The following is a 20,714-nucleotide window of genomic DNA, read 5'->3' as shown; positions in this document are numbered from 1 at the left end:
TCTTTTTATTCATATTTTGGCTTTGGGGGTAACAATGGGATTATCGCCTAATATGTATCGTGATGTGGGAGATTTTTCCCCGATTTCGACGGATGTGATTATCATTGGTGGCGGTGCGACAGGTGCGGGAATTGCTCGTGACTGCGCATTGCGTGGCATTGACTGTATTTTATTAGAGCGTCGTGATATTGCGACAGGCGCAACTGGCCGTAATCATGGTTTGTTACATAGTGGTGCGCGTTATGCCGTAAACGATCAGGAATCCGCAGAAGAATGTATTAAAGAAAACCGAATTCTACGCAATATCGCTCGTCACTGTGTGGATGAAACGGAAGGTTTATTTATCACCTTACCCGAAGATTCCTTGGATTATCAAAAAACCTTCATTGAAAGCTGTACCAAATCCGGTATTGAAGCGGTCGCCATTGATCCTAAACTTGCCCAAATTATGGAACCATCAGTCAACCCTGATTTAGTCGGTGCCGTTGTTGTGCCGGATGGCTCAATCGATCCTTTTCGTTTAACCGCCTCCAACGTGATGGATGCCACCGAAAATGGCGCGAAAATGTTCACTTATTGCGAAGTGAAAAACTTAATTCGCGAAGGTGGCAAAGTAATCGGTGTGGATGTTTACGATCACAAAAATCGTGTAAACCGTAAATTCTTTGCGCCATTAGTCGTCAATGCAGGTGGTATTTGGGGACAAGGCATAGCAGAATATGCGGATCTTAAAATCAAAATGTTCCCGGCAAAAGGCGCATTACTTGTCATGGGGCATCGCATCAACAAAATGGTGATTAACCGTTGTCGTAAACCGGCGGATGCGGACATTCTTGTACCGGGTGATACCATTTGCGTTATCGGTACGACCTCTAGCCGTATTCCTTACGATCAAATCGATAACATGGAAGTCACTCCAGAAGAAGTGGATATTCTGTTCCGTGAAGGGGAAAAACTCGCACCAAGTTTGCGTCATACTCGTGTATTGCGTGCTTATGCCGGTGTACGTCCGTTAGTCGCCTCTGATGATGACCCATCTGGTCGTAACGTAAGTCGTGGTATCGTGTTACTTGACCACGCAGAACGTGATGGCTTAGACGGCTTTATCACGATCACTGGCGGTAAATTAATGACTTATCGCTTAATGGCTGAATGGGCAACGGATCTTGTTTGTAAAAAACTCAACAAAACAGCACGTTGTACAACTGCAGAGCGCCCATTACCGGGCTCAAGCGAAAGCCGTGCAGAAACCAATCAGAAACTCATTTCACTTCCAAGTACAATTCGTTATTCAGCGGTTTACCGTCATGGTTCTCGTGCTACTCGTTTATTAGATAAAGAACGTCTCGATCGTTCAATGGTGTGCGAATGTGAAGCCGTGACAGCGGGTGAAGTCCGTTATGCCGTTGATGAATTAAACGTCAATAACTTAGTGGATTTGCGCCGCCGTACTCGTGTGGGTATGGGGACTTGCCAAGCTGAGCTTTGCGCATGCCGTGCAGCAGGTTTAATGAACCGTTTTGATGTAGCAACACCTCGCCAATCCACCACACAATTAACCTCCTTTATGGAAGAACGTTGGCGCGGTATTGAACCGATTGCATGGGGTGAGGCGATTCGTGAAGCCGAATTTACTTCATGGATGTATGGCAGTGTGTTGGGCTTAAATGATGTTCAACCGCTTGAAGCAGACAAACAGCAAGGGACGGATAACAATGAATTTTGATGTCGTAATTATTGGTGGTGGCCTTGCTGGTTTAACTTGCGGTATCGCCTTACAAGAACAAGGTAAACGTTGTGCCATTATTAATAACGGCCAAGCGGCGATTGATTTTGCATCTGGCTCATTGGATTTATTAAGCCGTTTACCAAATGGTGCGTTTGTTAAAAATATTCCTGAAAATTTGACCGCACTTTCCGCTCAATTACCACAACACCCTTATAGCATTATGGGGGCTGAACGCGTATTAGCGAAAGCGCAAGATTTCGAAAAATTAGCGGAATCGTTAAATTTAGATTTAATTGGCTCAAGTGCCGAAAATCATCTTCGCGTAACGGGTTTAGGTAGTTTACGTGGTGCATGGCTTTCACCAAATAGTGTGCCAACCGTGCAAGGCGAAACCCCATTCCCTTATAAAAAAATTGCGGTTTTAGGCATTGAAGGCTATCACGATTTCCAACCGGAATTATTGGCGGATAACCTTACGCTTAATCCACAATTTGCCCATTGTGAAGTGAAAACGGGCTTTTTAAATATTCCAGAATTAGATCAGTTACGTGCCAATTCGCGCGAGTTCCGTAGTGTGAACATTGCGCAAGTTTTAGAATATAAACTGAAATTTGATGATCTTGTGACTGAAATGAAAGAAGCCGCGCAAGGCACAGAAGCGATTTTCTTACCCGCTTGTTTCGGTCTAGAAAATCAAGAGTTTATGGAGTCACTTCGCAAAGCAACAGGCTTACCATTATTTGAATTACCAACCTTACCGCCTTCTTTGTTAGGTATGCGTCAACGTATTCAATTACGCCATCGTTTTGAGAAATTAGGCGGACTCATGATGAATGGTGATAGTGCATTAAAAGCGCATTTTGATGGAAACAAAGTTCGCGCCATTCAAACCCGCTTGCACGAAGAGGAAGAAATCACCGCAGAGCATTTCGTCTTAGCATCGGGCAGCTTCTTCAGTAAAGGTTTAGTGTCGGAATTCGATAAAATCTACGAACCCGTATTTCATTCTGACATCATCGGTGTAGCAGGCTTTAAAGATACCGATCGCTTTACTTGGACAGATCACCATTTCTCAAATCCACAACCGTACCAATCTGCAGGTGTGGCGATTAATGCGCAATGCCAGGTGCAAAAGAGCGGTCAATTTTTAACGAATTTATATGCGGTGGGTAATGTGATTGGTGGTTTCAATGCACTAGAACTCGGTTGTGGCTCAGGCGTAGCCGTGGTAACCGCACTTGCTGTTGCGGATGAAATTCTTCACAACACACATTAAGGAGGCGTTATGAACATTCAACAATTAATTGATAATGCAAAACAATCCCTTAATGCACCACAACATCATCATGCCTTTGATGAAAGCTTTGAGAGCTGCATTAAATGTACGGCGTGTACCGCAGTATGTCCTGTTTCACGTCAAAATCCAAACTATCCAGGTCCAAAACAATCGGGCCCAGATGGTGAGCGTTTACGCTTAAAATCAGCCGAGCTGTATGATGAAGCATTGAAATATTGTACTAACTGTAAACGTTGTGAAATTGCGTGTCCGTCTGATGTCAAAATTGGCGATATTATCGTTCGCGCAAGAAACAAATACCTTGCTCAACAACACAAGCCGGCAGTACAAAAATTACGTGATGCGATTTTAAGTAACACCGATATTATGGGAACACTTAACACACCGCTTGCGCCGATTGTGAACACTCTCACAGGCTTAAAAGCGACAAAATTTATGTTGGAAAAAGCATTGAAAATCAGCCGTCATCGTACATTACCAAAATATTCCTTTGGTACGTTCCGCAGCTGGTACATGAAGAAGATGTTGGCAAGCCAACAAAAATTCGAACGTAAAGTGGCGTATTATCACGGTTGTTATGTGAACTACAATAATCCACAATTGGGTAAAGAATTTATCCAAGTGTTCAATGCTATGGATATTGGCGTGGTGTTATTGGAAAAAGAAAAATGCTGTGGCTTGCCATTAAGCGTAAACCAATTCCCGGAACGTGCGAAGAAAATTGCGCAATTTAACACCGATTACATCGGCAAAATGGTGGATGAAAATGGCTTGGATGTGATCAGCGAAGCATCGAGTTGTGCCTTAAATTTACGTGATGAATATCATCATATTTTAGGTATCGACAATGCGAAGGTTCGTCCGCATATTCACATGGTGACGCCATTCTTATATCAACTCTTTAAGGAAGGTAAAACCTTACCGCTTAAACCATTGAAATTGCGTGTGGCTTATCACACCGCATGTCACGTGGATAAAGCGGGTTGGGCACCGTACACCTTGGAAGTGTTAAAACAAATTCCAGGCTTAGAAGTGGTGATGTTGCCATCACAATGTTGTGGTATTGCCGGAACATACGGTTTCAAAGAAGAAAACTACGAGGTTTCGCAAGCCATAGGGAAAACACTATTTGATAACATCAATGCCGGTGGGTTCGATTATGTGATTTCAGAATGTCAAACCTGTAAATGGCAGATCGATATGTCATCAAATGTGACTTGTATCCATCCATTGACGTTATTGTGTATGTCGATGAATCAATAATTCTCAATCCACCCCACACAAAGTGCGGTGGATTTTTTATTTCTTTTTTGCTTACGCTTTCAAGCGCAGACATGGTTTAATCCGCTTAATTTAGGTAAACGATTGCGTACCCTGTTATTACAGGAAATCACAACCATTTAATCTTTGCTTTTTCCCTGTTGTCTGTGTAGAATGCGCGCTCGGTTTATTCACTAATCCGAACACAAGGAGCGTTTCATCATGGAAACATCGACGAAAAAGATGACTTTTCCTTCCGCATTTAGCATTCTTTTTATCATTCTTCTAATGGCCATTGGTTTAACTTGGCTTATTCCCTCGGGCGCTTATTCCAAACTATCCTACGACAACACTGAGAAACAGTTCATTGTCAAAACCTACGGAAACCCTGATCAACGCTATCCTGCAACCGAACAAACCCTCAATCAATTTAATATTAAAATTCAGCTTTCCCATTTCACCAACGGCATTATCAAAAAACCCATTGCCATTCCCGATACTTATCAACGCGTTACACAACACGAAAAAAATGCCATCGATATGCTCCATGCCATGGTGGATGGTACCATTGAAGTGGCAGATATTATGGTCTTTATTTTTATCTTAGGCGGCATGATTGGCGTAATCAATAAAACCGGTGCATTTAATGCCGGCTTAATGTCGCTGGCAAAAAAGACAAAAGGCAACGAATTTTCTGTGGTGTTTGCGGTGTGCGTGTTAATGCTACTGGGAGGAACGGCTTGCGGCATCGAGGAAGAAGCCGTCGCGTTTTACCCGATTCTTGTGCCGGTATTTTTAGCACTAGGGTACGATGCCATTGTATGCGTCGGCGCTATCTTCCTTGCGGCGTCAATGGGGACCGCATTTTCCACCATTAATCCGTTCTCCGTTGTCATCGCCTCAAATGCCGCCGGCATTCCTTTCACTGAAGGCATCGGATTCCGTGCCATCGGACTGATATTGGGCGGAATTTGCGTCATTGTTTATATGAGATGGTATTGCAAAAAACTGACTGCTAATCCCGCATTCTCTTATACCTACGAAGATCGTCAAGCCTTCTATGATCACTACATGAAAGATATCGATCCCAACGCCACCGTTGACTTCACCTTTAAAAGAAAACTCATTTTGATTTTATTCTGCTGCGCATTCCCACTTATGGTATGGGGCGTTATGTTCGGCGGCTGGTGGTTTCCTCAAATGGCCGCCTCCTTCTTGGCAATCACTATTCTCATTATGTTTATTAGCGGATTACCTGAAAAAGATCTCATCCACGGCTTCACACACGGCGCTTCCGAACTCGTGGGCGTAACACTGATTATTGGCCTTGCTCGTGCTGTCAACATTATTTTGGAACAAGGCATGATCTCTGACACAATTCTTGATTATCTGTCGCACTTGGTAAGCGGTATGCACGGCAGCGTGTTTATTATCGGACAACTTCTGATTTTTATCTTCTTGGGTCTCATCGTGCCCTCCTCTTCCGGCCTTGCCGTACTGTCTATGCCAATTATGGCGCCATTAGCCGATACCGTCGGTATTCCAAGAGACATCGTGGTTTCTGCTTACAACTGGGGACAATACATCATGCTCTTCCTTGCGCCTACAGGTTTGGTGCTGGTAACCTTACAAATGCTGAATATTCCGTTCAATAAATGGATTAAATTCGTCATGCCGATTGTCGGTTGCCAATTTGTGATTTCATCCATTTTATTAATCATTCAAGTGATCATGTACGGCCATTAAACCCGTATCAAGATGCAAAAATAGAGATTTCTTACATCAAGATGCACGCTACAACTGCGGTAACTTTAAGGCATGTTTTAGCCTACGTAGACTAAAACTTGTTGCACGAATAGACGCACTTAATCTCGTCATTCATTTAAAAAGTGCGGTAACTTTAAGACCTGTTTTGATCGTCATCGGATTTAAAACAATACGGATTTCGTGCATCAAGATGCACGCTACAACTGCGGTGGCTTTAAGGCGTATTTTGATCGTCTCCGTAGCGTGCAACTTGTTGCACGAATAATGGGAATAAATTAAATCGTTTTTCTAAAAAAAATGCGATCACATTTGATCGCATTTTCTTTGGAAATTAAATCGAGCGTTTAACCTCAACCACTTCGAATACTTCAATCTGGTCGCCGACTTTTACGTCATTGTAATTCTTCACGCCGATACCACATTCCATACCATTACGCACTTCAGATACGTCATCTTTGAAACGGCGAAGGGATTCTAATTCACCTTCAAAGATCACCACGTTGTCGCGCAAGACACGAATTGGGTTGTTACGTTTCACAATCCCTTCGGTTACCATACAACCGGCGATCGCACCAAACTTCGGATGGCGGAATACATCACGCACTTCAGCCATACCAATAATTTCTTGTTTGAATTCAGGTTGAAGCATACCGCTCATAGCCGCCTTGATTTCGTTAAGCAATTCATAAATGATGGAATAATAACGTAAATCAATATTTTCATTTTCGATAATACGGCGAGCTGAGCCGTCTGCACGCACGTTAAAGCCGACAATGATCGCATTAGACGCTGCCGCTAAAGTCGCATCTGTTTCAGTAATACCACCCACGCCGGAACCGACCACTTTCACTTTTACTTCATCCGTTGAAAGCTCCATTAAGGATTGAACGATAGCTTCCACAGAACCTTGTACGTCAGCTTTCACAATGACATTGAGTTCTGCCACATCGCCTTCTGCCATATTGCTGAACATATTTTCCAATTTGGCTTTTTGCTGACGAGCAAGTTTTACTTCACGGAATTTGCCTTGACGGTATAAGGCAACTTCGCGTGCTTTTTTCTCATCACGCACTACGGTCGCTTCATCACCCGCAGCAGGTACACCGGAAAGACCAAGCACTTCCACTGGAATCGCCGGACCGGCTTCGTCAATTTCTTTGCCGTTTTCATCACGCATTGCACGTACACGGCCATACTCAAAACCACAAAGTACGATATCGCCTTTATGTAACGTACCAGATTGAACAAGAATGGTTGCCACCGGACCGCGACCTTTATCAAGGTAAGATTCGATCACAACACCACTTGCCATGCCATCTTTCACCGCGGTTAATTCAAGTACTTCTGATTGAAGTAGGATGGCATCTAATAAATCATCGATACCCATGCCTTTCTTCGCAGAAACCGGTACGAATTGCACATCACCACCGAATTTTTCAGAAATCACTTCGTGTTGAAGCAATTCTTGTTCTACGCGATCCGGGTTGGCTTCCGGTTTATCAATTTTATTCACCGCAACCACTAAAGGCGCACCGGCTGCTTTCGCGTGTTGGATCGCTTCAATGGTTTGTGGCATCACGCCGTCATCCGCGGCAACCACGAGCACCACGATGTCTGTCGCTTTCGCACCACGTGCACGCATAGAGGTAAACGCTGCGTGCCCCGGTGTATCTAAGAAAGTAATCATTTTGCCATCATCGGTTTCGACATGATAAGCACCGATATGTTGGGTAATCCCACCAGCTTCGCCCGCAGCAACTTTGGCTTTACGAATATAGTCAAGCAAAGATGTTTTACCGTGGTCAACGTGTCCCATAATAGTGACCACTGGCGCACGCGTCACTTTTTCAGCATTAACATCACGATCGCCTAATACTTCTTCTTCAAGCTCATTTTCGTTACGAAGAATGACTTTGTGACCTAATTCTTCTGCCACTAATTGCGCCGTTTCTTGGTCAAGCACTTGGTTAATAGTCACCATTTCGCCCATTTTCATCATTGCTTTGATGATTTCAGTCGCTTTGGTCGCCATCTTATTTGCTAATTCTGCAACGGTAATGGTTTCACCAATGACAACATCTGTTTTCACCGCCTGGGCAGGTTTTGTAAAGGCTTGTTGTAATGCAGCACCTTTCTTACCATTTTTACCTTTGCCGAATTTACCGTCTTTTAGATTGCGGCGGTTAGACTCGCGCTCGTTTTTATTGCTTTCATCATCACGTCCGCCTTTTTTCGCTTTAGCGACTTTATTTTTACCACGACCACGATTTTCATTACGACGTTCTTCTTCATCTTCTGCTTCTAAAGCATAACGAGAGCTTAAATTGTAATCGGTATAATCTTCTGAGGTGCTTTCATTGCTTGACGTATCAGCTTCAGCATAACGTTTCGCTTCCTCAGCCGCTTTACGCGCCTGTTCTTCCACTTTTTGACGAGCAACCTCTTCCGCTTTACGACGTAATTCTGCCTCTTCGGCTTTACGTTTTTCTTTTTCCGGATCAGCTGATTTAGGCGGATTATTAACCGCACTTTGTGCTTGTTTCGCTTTCTCTGCAGCTTCTTTTTCCTTCGCTGCTTTTTCTTTAGCCGCTTTCTCTTTTGCAGCTTTCTCTTCCGCCGCCTTTTGTTCAGCTTCCTGCTGTGCTTTTAATTTTGCTGCCTCTTCTGCTTTCAATGCAGCTTCGGTTGGAACCGTACGTTTCTTACGCACTTCAACCTGAACTTCCTTGCTTTTACCGGAGGCACTGGTTGTGCTCACCGTAGTTTTTGTACGTGGCTTTAAACTTAATTTCTTGGGTGCATTCGTTTTTAATTCTTCAGTCATCTTTTCACTCCCTTATTACTCAGTGAACCAACAAATATTTCGGGCTGCCATAATTAAATCTGCCGCTTGTTCGGCACTGAGTTCTTCAATATCGGTTAAATCATCAACGCCCTGCTCGGCTAATTCTTCCAATGTCGTAATGTGTTTTTCCGCCAATTTAAATGCGATATGACGATTCATGCCGTCAAGGTTTAATAAACGATCTTCAATTTTCGCTTGTTTTAAGGCTTCTTCTTCTGCCAACGCTTTTGCGGTGATCGCATTTTTCGCACGAGTTTGTAACTCTTCGACTAAATCTTCGTCTTCCAAACCGTCAATTGCCGTTAACTCACGAACCGGTACATAAGCCAATTCCTCCAATGTTGAGAAACCTTCATCAATGAGTAATTGAGCAAATTCTTCATCAATTTCTAATGCGTCAATAAATAAATTTAAGACTTTATTATCTTCCGCCTGATGTTTTTCGCTTAATTCTTCGGTGGTCATCACATTTAATGTCCAACCGGTTAATTGCGTTGCCAAGCGTACGTTTTGACCGTTACGTCCAATCGCTTGCGCCAAGTTGGCATCTTCTACCGCAATATCCATCGCGTGCTTGTCTTCATCAACCACGATAGAACTTACATCTGCCGGCGCCATTGCATTAATTACAAATTGTGCCGGATTGTCATCCCAAAGGACGATATCCACACGCTCACCGCCTAATTCATTGGTAATCGCCTGCACGCGCGAACCACGCATACCGACACAGGCACCGACCGGATCAATCCGTTTGTCGTTGCTTTTTACTGCAATTTTGGCACGAGAACCCGGATCACGGGCGGCACTTCTAATTTCAATTAATTCTTCGCCAATTTCAGGCACTTCCAAACGGAATAATTCCACTAACATTTCCGGCTTCGCGCGTGTTACAAATAATTGTGCGCCTTTGCTTTCCGGACTCACTTTATATAGCACACCACGCACACGGTCACCCGGACGGAAGTTTTCACGTGGCAACATATCTTCACGCAACATCACGGCTTCGGCTTTATTACCATCTTCACCATTTACATCTAAAATAACGCTGTCTCGGTTACTTTTCTTCACTGTTGCAGTGACAATTTGCCCCTCTTTTGCACGGAATTGATCGACAATTTTGCTGCGTTCCGCTTCACGAATTTTGGTGCTAATAACCTGACGCGCAGTTTGCATGGCAATACGATCAAAGGCGATGGATTCAATTTGATCTTCCACATAGTCGCCTAATTGAATATCCGGATTTTCCAAACGCGCCGCTTCTAATGTAATTTCCTTGGTTGGGTTCATCACATTTTCCACGACAACCCAACGACGGAAGGTATCAAACTCTCCGGTTTTTGGATTAATCGCAACACGCACATCGACTTCGTATTCATATTTTTTCTTAGTAGAAAGCGCAATCGCACTTTCTAAGGCTTCAAAGATTTTTTCACGTGGCAATAATTTTTCATTGGACACCGCTTCGGCCGCTAATAAAATTTCTTTACTCATGCTTTTTTATCCTTCTTTAAATTTAAAATTTCGCAACAACGTTGGCTTTTTGAATGTTACCAAACACTAAAACTTGCTCTTGTTTATCCACAATCAGCGTAATCATGTCATTTTCAATTTTTGCTAATTCGCCTTGCCATTTACGACGATCCGCTACCGGAATGCGCAAATTCACGACAATGTCCTGACCGATATAATGGGCATATTGCGCCAAGGTAAATAATGGACGATCTAAACCCGGTGAAGACACTTCTAGGTTATATTTATCGGCAATCGGATCTTCCACATCCAACACAGCGCTCACTTGACGACTGACATCAGCACAATCTTCTACGGTGACGCCGCCTTCTTTATCAATAAATAAACGCACAGTTAAATAGCGACCGACACGTTGACATTCAATGCCCCAAAGCTCACAACCAAGACCTTCAACCGAACCTTGTAATAATTCTTGTAATTTTTGTTCTAAAGTTGCCAAAACAGCCTCCTCAAACGACAGACATAAAAAAAGGGCTTACAGCCCAGTTTTTCAATAATTATCAACCAATTACATATCATGCGTTGATAGTTAAACAACAAATTTATCGTATAAAAAAACCCCAAAATTGGGGTTCTTTTTACTGAACTTGTGATTGGTTGCGGGGGCCGGATTTGAACCAACGACCTTCGGGTTATGAGCCCGACGAGCTACCAAGCTGCTCCACCCCGCGTCCGAAATATAGGGCGCATTATAGCCACTTACTCACCAAATAGCAAGATTTAATTCACACAAAAGTCTATGGGAAAAAACACCTAAAAAATCCACCGCACTTTTAATGGGTAATGAGGTTAAAAACCTTCTTTCAAACTCACCGTTAAGTTAAACACCAAATGTTCCGGGTGGCTGTCTTTGCTGTCGGCACAGAAATAGCCTTCACGTTCAAATTGGTAGCCTTTTTCCGCTTCCGCATTGCCAAGGCTTTGTTCGACAAAACCGTGTTTTACCACTAAGGACGTTGGATTTAGCACGCTTTCGATGTTTTCTTCCGCGCCCGGGTTTGGCACGGTGAAAAGGCGTTCGTATAAACGGAATTCTGCCGGGTGGTTGTGTGTGGCGGAAACCCAGTGGATCACGCCTTTCACTTTGCGACCATCTGCCGGATTTTTACCTAAGGTTTCCGGATCGTAGGTACAGAAAATGGTGGTGATTTCACCGTTGACATCTTTTTCCACACGTTCTGCTTTAATCACATAAGCATTACGCAAACGCACTTCTTTGCCTAACACTAAGCGTTTATATTGTTTGTTTGCCTCTTCACGGAAATCTGCACGATCGATGTAAATTTCTTTGGTGAATGGCAATTGGCGTTCGCCTAATTCCGGACGATTCGGGTGATTCGGCGCAGTTAACATTTCTTCGCCTTCAAAATTTTCAATCACCACTTTCACCGGATCAATCACCGCCATGGCGCGCGGTGCATTTTGGTTTAAGTCATCACGAATACAGGCTTCCAATGCGCTGTATTCCACCACGTTATCTTGTTTGGTGACACCGATACGTCGGCAGAATTCACGAATTGAGGCAGGTGTATAACCGCGACGACGTAAACCTGAAATGGTCGGCATACGCGGATCGTTCCAGCCATCTACAATGCCTTCATTGACTAATTTCAGCAATTTACGTTTAGAAGTGAGCGTGCCTTCTAAATTTAAACGGGAGAATTCATATTGGTGTGGCAATGGGCGCTCAATGCTAATGTTTTCCAACACCCAATCATATAAACGACGGTTATCTTGGAACTCAAGGGTACATAAGGAGTGCGTAATACGCTCAAGGGCATCAGAAATACAATGGGTGAAATCATACATCGGATAAATGCACCATTTGTCGCCCGTTTGGTGATGGCTGGCAAATTTAATGCGATAAAGTACTGGATCGCGCATCACCATAAACGGCGACGCCATGTCGATTTTCGCACGCAAACTCAGTGTGCCTTCTGCAAATTCGCCGTTTTTCATTCGCTCAAATAACGCGAGGTTTTCTTCTACGCTACGATCACGATACGGGCTGTTTTTCCCCGGCTCAGTTAACGTGCCGCGATATTCGCGCATTTCTTCCGGTGAGAGTTCGTCCACATACGCCAATCCTTTTTTGATCAATTCAATGGCATAACCATAAAGTGCATCAAAATAATCGGAAGCATAACGCGGCTCACCTTCCCATTTGAAACCTAACCATTCCACATCGGCTTTGATGGAGTCCACATATTCCACATCTTCTTTCACCGGATTGGTGTCGTCAAAACGGAGGTTACATAGACCGTTATATTCTTTTGCTAAACCGAAGTTTAAGCAGATAGATTTGGCATGACCGATGTGCAAATAGCCGTTCGGCTCAGGCGGGAAACGGGTGTGAACGCGTTGGTGTTTACCGGACGCTAAATCTTCATCAATAATTTGGGTAATAAAATTGTGCGGACGGGCATTTTCCGTCGTTTCTAAGATAGTTTCTGTACTCATAATTTTCTCAATTAAAACGCATAAAAAAATAACCGCACTATTCTACACGCTATGACATAAAAAGCGAAGAAGGCGGTTTGTTATTGAAAGCGATTAGCGAAAAACTTCGGAATGGGTGTTGAGTCTAACCAAAGTGAGTCCTTCATTATTTACGTGGTAAATCAACACTAAATCATTTTTAATATGGCAATCTCGAAACCCTTTCCAATTTCCGGACAATGCATGATCCTTGTGTTTTTTGGGAAGATTCTTGCCGTTTAGCAAATGATGCATAACATCAATCATTTCGGCAGAAAGTAATATTTCGGGTTGATTGGCTAATCGTTTGAGATCGCGTTTATACTCTTTAGTAAAGCTAATTTTCATTTATGCCTCGTTTGCGACACGTTGCATTTTTTTAATCAGCTCCTCTACGTTCTCAGCTTCTACGCTTTCCACTTTTCCACTTAATGCATCTTCCATAGCACGGATCGTTGTTTCATTCGGTTGATAATCTAACTGAACCGGAATCGTTTTTGTCGAAACCACTTGTTGTAAAATCATTTTTAGTGCCTGAGCCGGGTTTAATCCGTAGCTTCTGAAAACGGAAAAGGCCTGCTCTTTTAATTCAGGATCTAATCGAAAAGTATATGAAGTCATTTTAGTCTCCTTAATGTAATACAATTGTCTTACATTTTAATGACAATACGTAAATATTCAAGTTCCGTTTTTGATTCTCACTTGAATATCCGAAGAAGAATCACTAAAATGCGCCACTAAATGAACGTTCATTCATTAATAATTAAGATTTCCTTAATCTTTCTCCTGTATTCTATTTTCACTGTTTCTTTTAACCCTTGAGAAAATATGACGAAAAAACATTGGATAATGGCCGCACTGGCTGCCGCGGTGATCACCGGCGGTTATTTTTTTATGGGCGATTCCACGCCTAAAACCACTTATTTAACGGAAACCGTGCAACGTGGCGACATTGAAAAAAATGTGGTGGCGACCGGCTCAATTGAAAGTATCAACACCGTTGATGTGGGCGCGCAGGTTTCCGGTAAAGTCACCAAACTCTATGTGGCTTTAGGTCAGCAAGTGAAAAAAGGCGATTTGATTGCAGAAATTGATTCCACCACGCAAATCAACACGCTAAACACCCGAAAAGCGGCGCTTGCAAGCTACCAAGCCCAGTTTGTCGCACGTAAAACCGCTTATGATGTAGCGCTTTCTAATTACCATCGTTTAACCAAATTGTATGCGCAAAAAGGCACCTCCTTGGACAGCTTAAACAGCGCAAAAGCGACCTTAGATAACGCCAAAGCGGAAATGAATGTGGTGCAGGAAAACATTAAACAAGCAGAAATTGAAGTGAATACGGCGGAAACCAATGTGGGCTACACCAAAATCACCTCACCGATTGACGGCACAGTGATTGCTACGCCGGTTTCTGAAGGCCAAACGGTAAACTCCAATCAAACCACGCCGACCATCGTCAAAGTGGCGGATTTAAGCAAAATGCGTATTAAACCGGAAATTTCCGAAGGCGATATTACGAAAGTAAAAGCCGGACAAGATGTAACCTTTAGTATTTTGTCCGACAGCAAAACCCTTTATCACGCCAAAATTGAATCCGTTGATCCGGCGACAACGACGATTAGCAATAGCTCTACGTCCAGCACCACAAATTCAACGTCAAGCACCAGTAACAGTGCAGTTTATTACTACGCCAACATCATCGTAGAAAATCCCAACCAGATTTTGCGCATCGGCATGACCACAGAAAACAACATCAAAATTGCCAACGCGCAAAATGTGCTTTCCGTGCCGAATATGGCAATTCAAACGCAAAACGGTAAAACCTTTGTGAAGGTATTAAACAGCAATAACCAACCGGAACAACGTGAAGTAGAAATCGGCGTACAAAACGATTACCAAACAGAAATTAAATCCGGCGTTGCTGAAGGCGAAAAAGTCATTGTGTCACAAGTGGCTGCCGGCGAAGCCGTCGGCAATATGCGCGGACCACGAATTTTCTAAAGTACGGTGGAAATTTCCAATGAATATTATTGAAATGAAAAACATCAACCGCTACTTTGGTGCCGGCGAAAATCGTGTTCATATTCTGAAAGACATTTCGTTAAATATCGAAAAAGGCGATTTCGTTGCCATTATCGGGCAATCGGGTTCGGGCAAATCCACGTTGATGAACATTATTGGTTGCCTCGATACGGCGACCAGCGGTTCGTACAAAATCGACGATAAAGAAACCATCGAATTAACCGCCGATCAGCTCTCCGATTTACGCAGCCAAAAATTCGGTTTTATTTTCCAACGTTACAATTTATTGAGCAGCCTCACCGCCGCAGAAAACGTGGCATTACCGGCAATTTATGCGGGCATGCCCCACAACCAACGTTTGGAACGCGCCAAACAATTATTGGAAAAACTGGGCTTAAGCGATAAATGGCAGAATAAGCCTAATCAACTCTCCGGCGGACAACAGCAACGCGTGAGTATTGCTCGCGCTTTGATGAACGGCGGTGAAATCATTTTAGCCGATGAACCCACCGGCGCATTGGATTCGCAAAGCGGTGAAAACGTGTTGGAAATTTTGCGCCAACTGCACCAAGAAGGTCATACCATTATTATGGTTACCCACGACAAACACATCGCCGCCAGCGCCAATCGGATGATTGAAATCAAAGACGGTGAAATTATCAGTGACACGCAAACCCAGCCGGTGAAAAGTGCGGTCAAAAATTCAGATGTTTTTAAAGGGCGTTTTGGCTTCAGCAAAGATCAGCTGATGGAAGCCTTTCGGATGTCCGTCAGTGCCATTGTGGCACATAAAATGCGTTCCCTACTCACCATGCTTGGCATCATTATTGGGATTACCTCCGTGGTGTCCGTGGTGGCGTTAGGCAATGGTTCGCAACAAAAAATTTTAGAAAATATTCGCGGCATTGGTACAAACACCATCACCATTTTTAACGGCACCGGCTTTGGTGATCGCCGTGCGGAACAAATGCAGAATCTCACGGTTAATGATGCTAACGCGCTACGCCAACAAACCTATGTGCAAAGCGTTACGCCGAATAGCGCGTCGAGCGGCACCTTGATTTATGCGAATAAAGCGTTTTCGACGACGTCCTTAAAAGGCGTAAGCGAAGAATCTTTTGATGTGGAAGGTTTAAAATTAAAACAAGGTCGCCTACTCTCAGCGCAGGATGTCGCAGAAAACGCGCAAGTGGCGTTAATTGATGAAAGTGCCAAAAAAGCCATTTTCCCCAATGAAAATCCCCTTGGCAAAGTGGTCATGTTTAATAAACGTCCGTTGCGTATTATCGGTGTCGTGACCGACCGTCAAATGGGCGGCGCCAGCAGTTCCTTGAATCTTTATGCGCCCTACACCACCGTCATGAACCGCATTTCAGGCAGTAAAAAAATCGGCTCGATTACGGTCAAAGTTGCGGAAGATGTGAACACAACGGCAGCAGAAAAAGGCATTACGGAATTGCTGACGCTACGCCACGGCAAAAAAGACTTTTTCATCATGAACAGCGACACCATTAAACAAACCATCGAAAGCACCACCGGCACGATGAAATTGCTTATCTCCTCTATCGCCTTTATTTCCTTGATCGTCGGCGGGATTGGCGTGATGAATATTATGTTGGTGTCAGTGACCGAACGTACGAAAGAAATCGGTGTGCGCATGGCAATTGGCGCAAGACAATCCAACATCTTGCAACAATTTTTAATTGAAGCCGTGTTGATTTGTTTAATTGGTGGTGTCACCGGGATTCTATTCTCAGGCGCCATTGGCTTGCTGTTTAACACCTTTATGACCGATTTCACCATGGCATTTTCCGGCGGTTCGATTATTGCCGCCATCGCTTTTTCGAGCTTAATCGGTGTAGTGTTCGGCTACACGCCGGCAAAACGTGCTGCACAGTTAGATCCGATTACGGCATTAGCCCGTGAATAGATTTTGTAAAACCTAAAAATGCGGTTAAAATCGACCGCACTTTTGAAGCATAAAATAGCCCCCCTTGAACCTTAAAGAAGGATAAAAAATGTTAAAAATGAAAAAATTAGCCCTTGCCATAGTGATGGCGACAACGCTCGCCGGCTGTGCCAATATTGGCGATTCTTATCAAGCCAGCCTCGATAATTACAAACAATATGAAGAGATCACCAAGCAATATAACATTAAAGACAACTGGTGGGCGCTTTATAACGATGCGCAATTAAACCGCGTAGTCGAACAAGCTTTAGCAAATAACAAAGATCTAGCCAAAGCGGCCGTTTCCGTCAACCGTGCGCTGTATAGCGCCAACCTTGCCGGGGCAAACTTGATTCCCGCCTTTAGTGGTGCGGCGAAATCCACTGTTCAAAAAGACATTAATCGTGGTGGCAATTCCGCGATCACACACACCGGCGCATTAAATGTGTCTTACACCTTGGATTTGTGGCGTCGTTTAGCAGACACTGCCGATGCGGCGGAGTGGTCGCATAAAGCCACCATTGAAGACATGGAATCTACCCGTCTTTCTTTAATCAACTCGGTGGTGACAACCTACTACCAAATTGCCTATTTAAACGATGCCATTAGCACCACGCAAGAAAGCATTAAGTACTACACCGACATCAGCAACATCATGAAAAATCGCTTAGCGCAAGGTGTCGCAGACAGTGCTAGCGTAGATCAAGCACAACAAGCGGTATTAACGGCGCGTAATAATTTAATTACGTTGCAAACCAACCGCAAAACCGCCGAACAAGCCTTACGCAATTTACTGAACTTAAAACCGGATGACGCATTAAACATCAACTTCCCGCATATTTTGAGCGTGAAAACTGTGGGCGTGAATTTAAACGTGCCGGTTTCCGTAATCGCCAATCGTCCTGATGTCAAAGGCTATCAAGCCCGTTTAAGCAGCGCATTCAAAAATGCCAAAGCCACGGAAAAAAGCTGGTTCCCGGAAATCACCTTGGGCGGCAGCTTAAGCCGTAATGCTACCAATCAAACTGGGACAACCACATCCTCCTCTATTGGTGCCGGCAACGTTGGCATTACGCTGCCGTTCTTAAATTGGAACACGGTTAAATGGAACGTGAAAATCTCTGAAGCAGATTACGAAACAGCTCGTTTAAACTATGAAAAAAGCATCACCACGGCGTTAAATGACGTGGATACCAACTACTACGCATTCACTCAAGCGCAAAGCCAGTTTGCCAACGTGCAACAAACGTACAATTACAACCAACGCATCACGCAATATTACCGCAACCGCTATAACGCAGGCGTGTCTGAATTGCGCGAATGGTTGACGGCGGCCAATACAGAAAAAGCCTCCCAGCTTTCCATTTTGCAAGCCAAATTCAATGTAATTCAGGCAGAAAATGCTGTTTATAGCTCCATGGCAGGCTATTACTCCCGCTAATAAAATATCATAAAAATCCACCGCACTTTGTGGTGGGTATAAACATAAAAAACGGCGCTTCATAACAAAGCGCCGTTTTTGTTTGAGAGAAAAGTGCGGTCGGTTTTCAGACTGTTTTTCAGATAAAACGTCATCAAAACTAACCGCACTTTTATGGCTATGACCAATTATTTGCTGATACTATCCATCCATTGGAACAGCTCGTCCAAATCATAATCCCCCGAATGCGGGACGCCCCACGGAGTTTCATAATCCACCTGTTTGCCTGCCATACGCAGTTTTATCGCAAGTATCGCACTGATGGCGTGCGAGGTATCACGATCAGAAGTACCTACACGAATGCGCCAATATGCGGTTTTGCCATGATCCACATAATTCATCGCGTTCATTAACTGAATGACGTGCTTATCTGCCATTTTCCCTTTCTCGGTACTATGTTGCATGGAATAGTCTGTAAAATGCTGATTATTCACGCTTTCCGTACCGAATAAGTTATTTTCATCGGAACTCAAATTCAGCGCATCAAAGGCAGGTGGTGATTTCATGCGTTTTTCCGAGTGAATATAGCCCTCCCAATCAATGTCGCTGACGCCTTCCTTGTTCAGTTTCACCCAAGGTTTATCTTCAAAGGTCACGCCACTTTTACGGGCTTTATCTGCCGCGCGCACAATGACATTTTTCATATAATCTTTAAAAGAACCGTTACCTTGCCCATCTAACGTTAAGGCATTACCTTTCTCATCTTCTAATTTCAGACTATTTAAATAAGATGGAAATGCCGATTTTAGCTGATCGGATACCTGAATCTCCGCTGCCGTCAACGTACCCTCAATTGTGGCTTTTGCCGCAGCTTGAGAACGATCATTAAAACTTTGTGCATTCAAACGGCTCATGTCCATTCGGCGATAATCGTTCAAGCCGTTAAATTCCCACTCATAAGCGCTGTCGGCGTGTTCCAAATTGGTAATCGGGCAATAGGCGGACACCGCAAAAATGACATCACTCGCCTCTGCCGCGCCGACTTGTTTTAAATACTCAACATAATCCATGCTGTCACCGCTTGCGCCTAACAAAGCGGACAATGCTCCACCTGCGCTGGTGCCGTTAGAAATGATCTTATTGGCATCACCCGGCATTGCTTCATCGTTAAAATGCAAATAACGCACCGCCGATTTCAAATCAATAATCGCTGCCGGTGCCTTGCCGGTATATTTGCCGTCTTTCTCCAACGTCCGTCCACGCGCACCCACACTTGCCACCACATAGCCCTTGGAAAGTGCGGTCAAAATTGCGTTAGGTTTATCACTACTGCCGAAGCCTTTTGCATCATAAGTAGCCGCTTTTGCCGGCATATAACCGCCCACCGCATTAGGCAGGAAAATCGGCGCGCTCTTGGCATTAAAGCCATTGATTTTGCCATTATTAAAATAGGCTTCCGGCACATAAATGTTCAGTGTCTGATAATCCGGCTCAACCGGGTTTTGCACATACACAATCTTTTCAAACGCACGGAATTTCACCGTCTCACCATTCACTTTCGCCTCTAAAGTGCGGTAAGTTTTCGGTGAGAATTTTAAATCATAGCCACTGTCCGTTTTATTGAAATACGGCACATCCGCCAACGGATCATTCCCTTGCGGTGGGTTCGCCATAGCCATACCGGAAACAGCCAACCCTACCAACGAAGCCAACCATGTTTTTGCTTGCATAAAGTTCTCCTGTATTAATCCAAAAATCTCTGTCATAGAAGAAAACTTGCAATCCTTTTGTTTTGACCATCACTTTATTTACGCCGTAAGGGATATTACAAACACCAACCTCTCTGCTACCAACATTACTGCTTAATCCACCGATAAGGAATCCTTTTGAATAAAGTATGAATAAAAAAATAAAACATTGTTGAATTTTTTATTCATATTCACCTATCTATAGTTTTAAATTCAGTATATTATACCATTATATTGCATACTTATCAATATAATTTCAATACTTTTCTTATTAATTAAAAAGCCCTCCGAAAAAATCCGGGGGCTCTTTACATTTATATATTAATGTAAGAATAAACTTAATATAACAATTTCAATAATTCCTGCAAGACCGAGGAATAATGTACAAAGCGTCTGGGTTTTATAGCCCTTTTCAGGAGTCATGGCACCGAAGTTTGTAACCACCCAGAAATATGAGTCATTGGCATGTGACACCGTCATGGCACCTGCACCTATCGCCATTGTAACAAGAGTTGCACTCATGGGTGTTGCAAACCCGAGTGCCGGAAGCAGCGGAGCCACAATACCTGCCGTAGTGGTAAGTGCCACCGTAGAAGAGCCCTGAGCACTCTTTAATATCGCCGCTAAAAGGAATGGGAATATCATACCCATGGAACTTAAAACTTCC

14 protein-coding genes, 1 tRNA gene and 1 pseudogene are annotated in these 20,714 nt (G+C 43.7%); 7 read left to right on the top strand and 9 right to left on the bottom strand.

Annotated features, from left to right (window positions below):
• Positions 1 to 34 precede the first annotated feature (34 nt).
• The 4 genes from glpA (at position 35) to Q0203_RS08745 (ending at position 6,032) form a co-directional block, all read left to right on the top strand.
• Positions 35 to 1,726, top strand: coding sequence for an anaerobic glycerol-3-phosphate dehydrogenase subunit A (gene glpA, locus Q0203_RS08760; RefSeq protein ID WP_297931598.1), 1,692 nt, complete (start codon positions 35 to 37; stop codon positions 1,724 to 1,726).
• Complete coding sequence (gene glpB, locus Q0203_RS08755; protein WP_297931595.1) at positions 1,716 to 3,005, top strand: glycerol-3-phosphate dehydrogenase subunit GlpB; 1,290 nt, start codon at positions 1,716 to 1,718, stop codon at positions 3,003 to 3,005. Before glpA ends, glpB begins: the two co-directional genes overlap by 11 nt.
• 9 nt (positions 3,006 to 3,014) lie before the next feature.
• Positions 3,015 to 4,289: an anaerobic glycerol-3-phosphate dehydrogenase subunit GlpC gene (glpC, locus tag Q0203_RS08750; protein WP_297931592.1), complete on the top strand. Its 1,275-nt coding sequence runs from the start codon at positions 3,015 to 3,017 to the stop codon at positions 4,287 to 4,289.
• A 219-nt stretch (positions 4,290 to 4,508) separates the two neighbouring features.
• Complete coding sequence (locus tag Q0203_RS08745) at positions 4,509 to 6,032, top strand: YfcC family protein (protein WP_297931590.1); 1,524 nt, start codon at positions 4,509 to 4,511, stop codon at positions 6,030 to 6,032.
• Positions 6,033 to 6,384: 352 nt separating this feature from the next.
• On the opposite strand, the gene infB is transcribed toward Q0203_RS08745, so the two are convergent.
• From infB to Q0203_RS08710, 7 genes are all read right to left on the bottom strand, one after another.
• Positions 6,385 to 8,877: a translation initiation factor IF-2 gene (infB, locus tag Q0203_RS08740; RefSeq protein WP_297931587.1), complete on the bottom strand. Its 2,493-nt coding sequence runs from the start codon at positions 8,875 to 8,877 to the stop codon at positions 6,385 to 6,387.
• 15 nt (positions 8,878 to 8,892) lie between these two features.
• Positions 8,893 to 10,389, bottom strand: coding sequence for a transcription termination factor NusA (gene nusA / locus Q0203_RS08735; RefSeq protein WP_021616647.1), 1,497 nt, complete (start codon positions 10,387 to 10,389; stop codon positions 8,893 to 8,895).
• 22 nt (positions 10,390 to 10,411) lie between these two features.
• Positions 10,412 to 10,867: a ribosome maturation factor RimP gene (gene rimP / locus Q0203_RS08730; protein WP_297931584.1), complete on the bottom strand. Its 456-nt coding sequence runs from the start codon at positions 10,865 to 10,867 to the stop codon at positions 10,412 to 10,414.
• A 155-nt stretch (positions 10,868 to 11,022) separates the two neighbouring features.
• Positions 11,023 to 11,099 (bottom strand) — tRNA-Met (locus Q0203_RS08725).
• A 118-nt stretch (positions 11,100 to 11,217) separates the two neighbouring features.
• Positions 11,218 to 12,888 carry a glutamine--tRNA ligase gene (gene glnS, locus Q0203_RS08720; protein ID WP_297931581.1) on the bottom strand — a complete coding sequence of 557 codons (1,671 nt, stop codon included), beginning with the start codon at positions 12,886 to 12,888 and terminating at the stop codon, positions 11,218 to 11,220.
• Between the two features lie 93 nt (positions 12,889 to 12,981).
• A complete protein-coding gene (locus tag Q0203_RS08715; protein ID WP_297931578.1) occupies positions 12,982 to 13,254 on the bottom strand; it encodes a type II toxin-antitoxin system YafQ family toxin in 273 nt (90 codons plus the stop codon).
• Positions 13,255 to 13,527 (bottom strand): type II toxin-antitoxin system RelB/DinJ family antitoxin, encoded by a 273-nt coding sequence (locus tag Q0203_RS08710; RefSeq protein ID WP_295972689.1) that lies wholly within the window; start codon positions 13,525 to 13,527, stop codon positions 13,255 to 13,257.
• A gap of 207 nt (positions 13,528 to 13,734) precedes the next feature.
• Between Q0203_RS08710 and Q0203_RS08705 the strand changes: the two genes are divergently transcribed.
• The 3 genes from Q0203_RS08705 to Q0203_RS08695 all read left to right on the top strand — a co-directional run bounded on the left by Q0203_RS08705 (position 13,735) and on the right by Q0203_RS08695 (position 18,320).
• Positions 13,735 to 14,910: an efflux RND transporter periplasmic adaptor subunit gene (locus Q0203_RS08705; RefSeq protein WP_297931575.1), complete on the top strand. Its 1,176-nt coding sequence runs from the start codon at positions 13,735 to 13,737 to the stop codon at positions 14,908 to 14,910.
• Between the two features lie 19 nt (positions 14,911 to 14,929).
• On the top strand, positions 14,930 to 16,861 hold the full coding sequence (locus Q0203_RS08700) for a MacB family efflux pump subunit (RefSeq protein WP_297931573.1): 1,932 nt from the start codon (positions 14,930 to 14,932) through the stop codon (positions 16,859 to 16,861).
• 88 nt (positions 16,862 to 16,949) lie between these two features.
• Positions 16,950 to 18,320, top strand: a complete 1,371-nt coding sequence (locus Q0203_RS08695) for a TolC family protein (protein ID WP_297931570.1) — start codon at positions 16,950 to 16,952, stop codon at positions 18,318 to 18,320.
• A gap of 167 nt (positions 18,321 to 18,487) precedes the next feature.
• On the opposite strand, the gene Q0203_RS08690 is transcribed toward Q0203_RS08695, so the two are convergent.
• Positions 18,488 to 20,029, bottom strand: coding sequence for a subtype B tannase (locus Q0203_RS08690; protein WP_297931567.1), 1,542 nt, complete (start codon positions 20,027 to 20,029; stop codon positions 18,488 to 18,490).
• A gap of 339 nt (positions 20,030 to 20,368) precedes the next feature.
• A pseudogene (locus Q0203_RS08685) lies at positions 20,369 to 20,714 on the bottom strand (GntP family permease); the annotation flags it as partial.

It is taken from the genome of uncultured Aggregatibacter sp. (assembly GCF_938046485.1).
Lineage (GTDB): Bacteria > Pseudomonadota > Gammaproteobacteria > Enterobacterales > Pasteurellaceae > Aggregatibacter.
The sequence above is the reverse complement of the archived record's forward strand: the minus strand, read 5'-3'. Positions and strand labels throughout refer to the sequence as shown.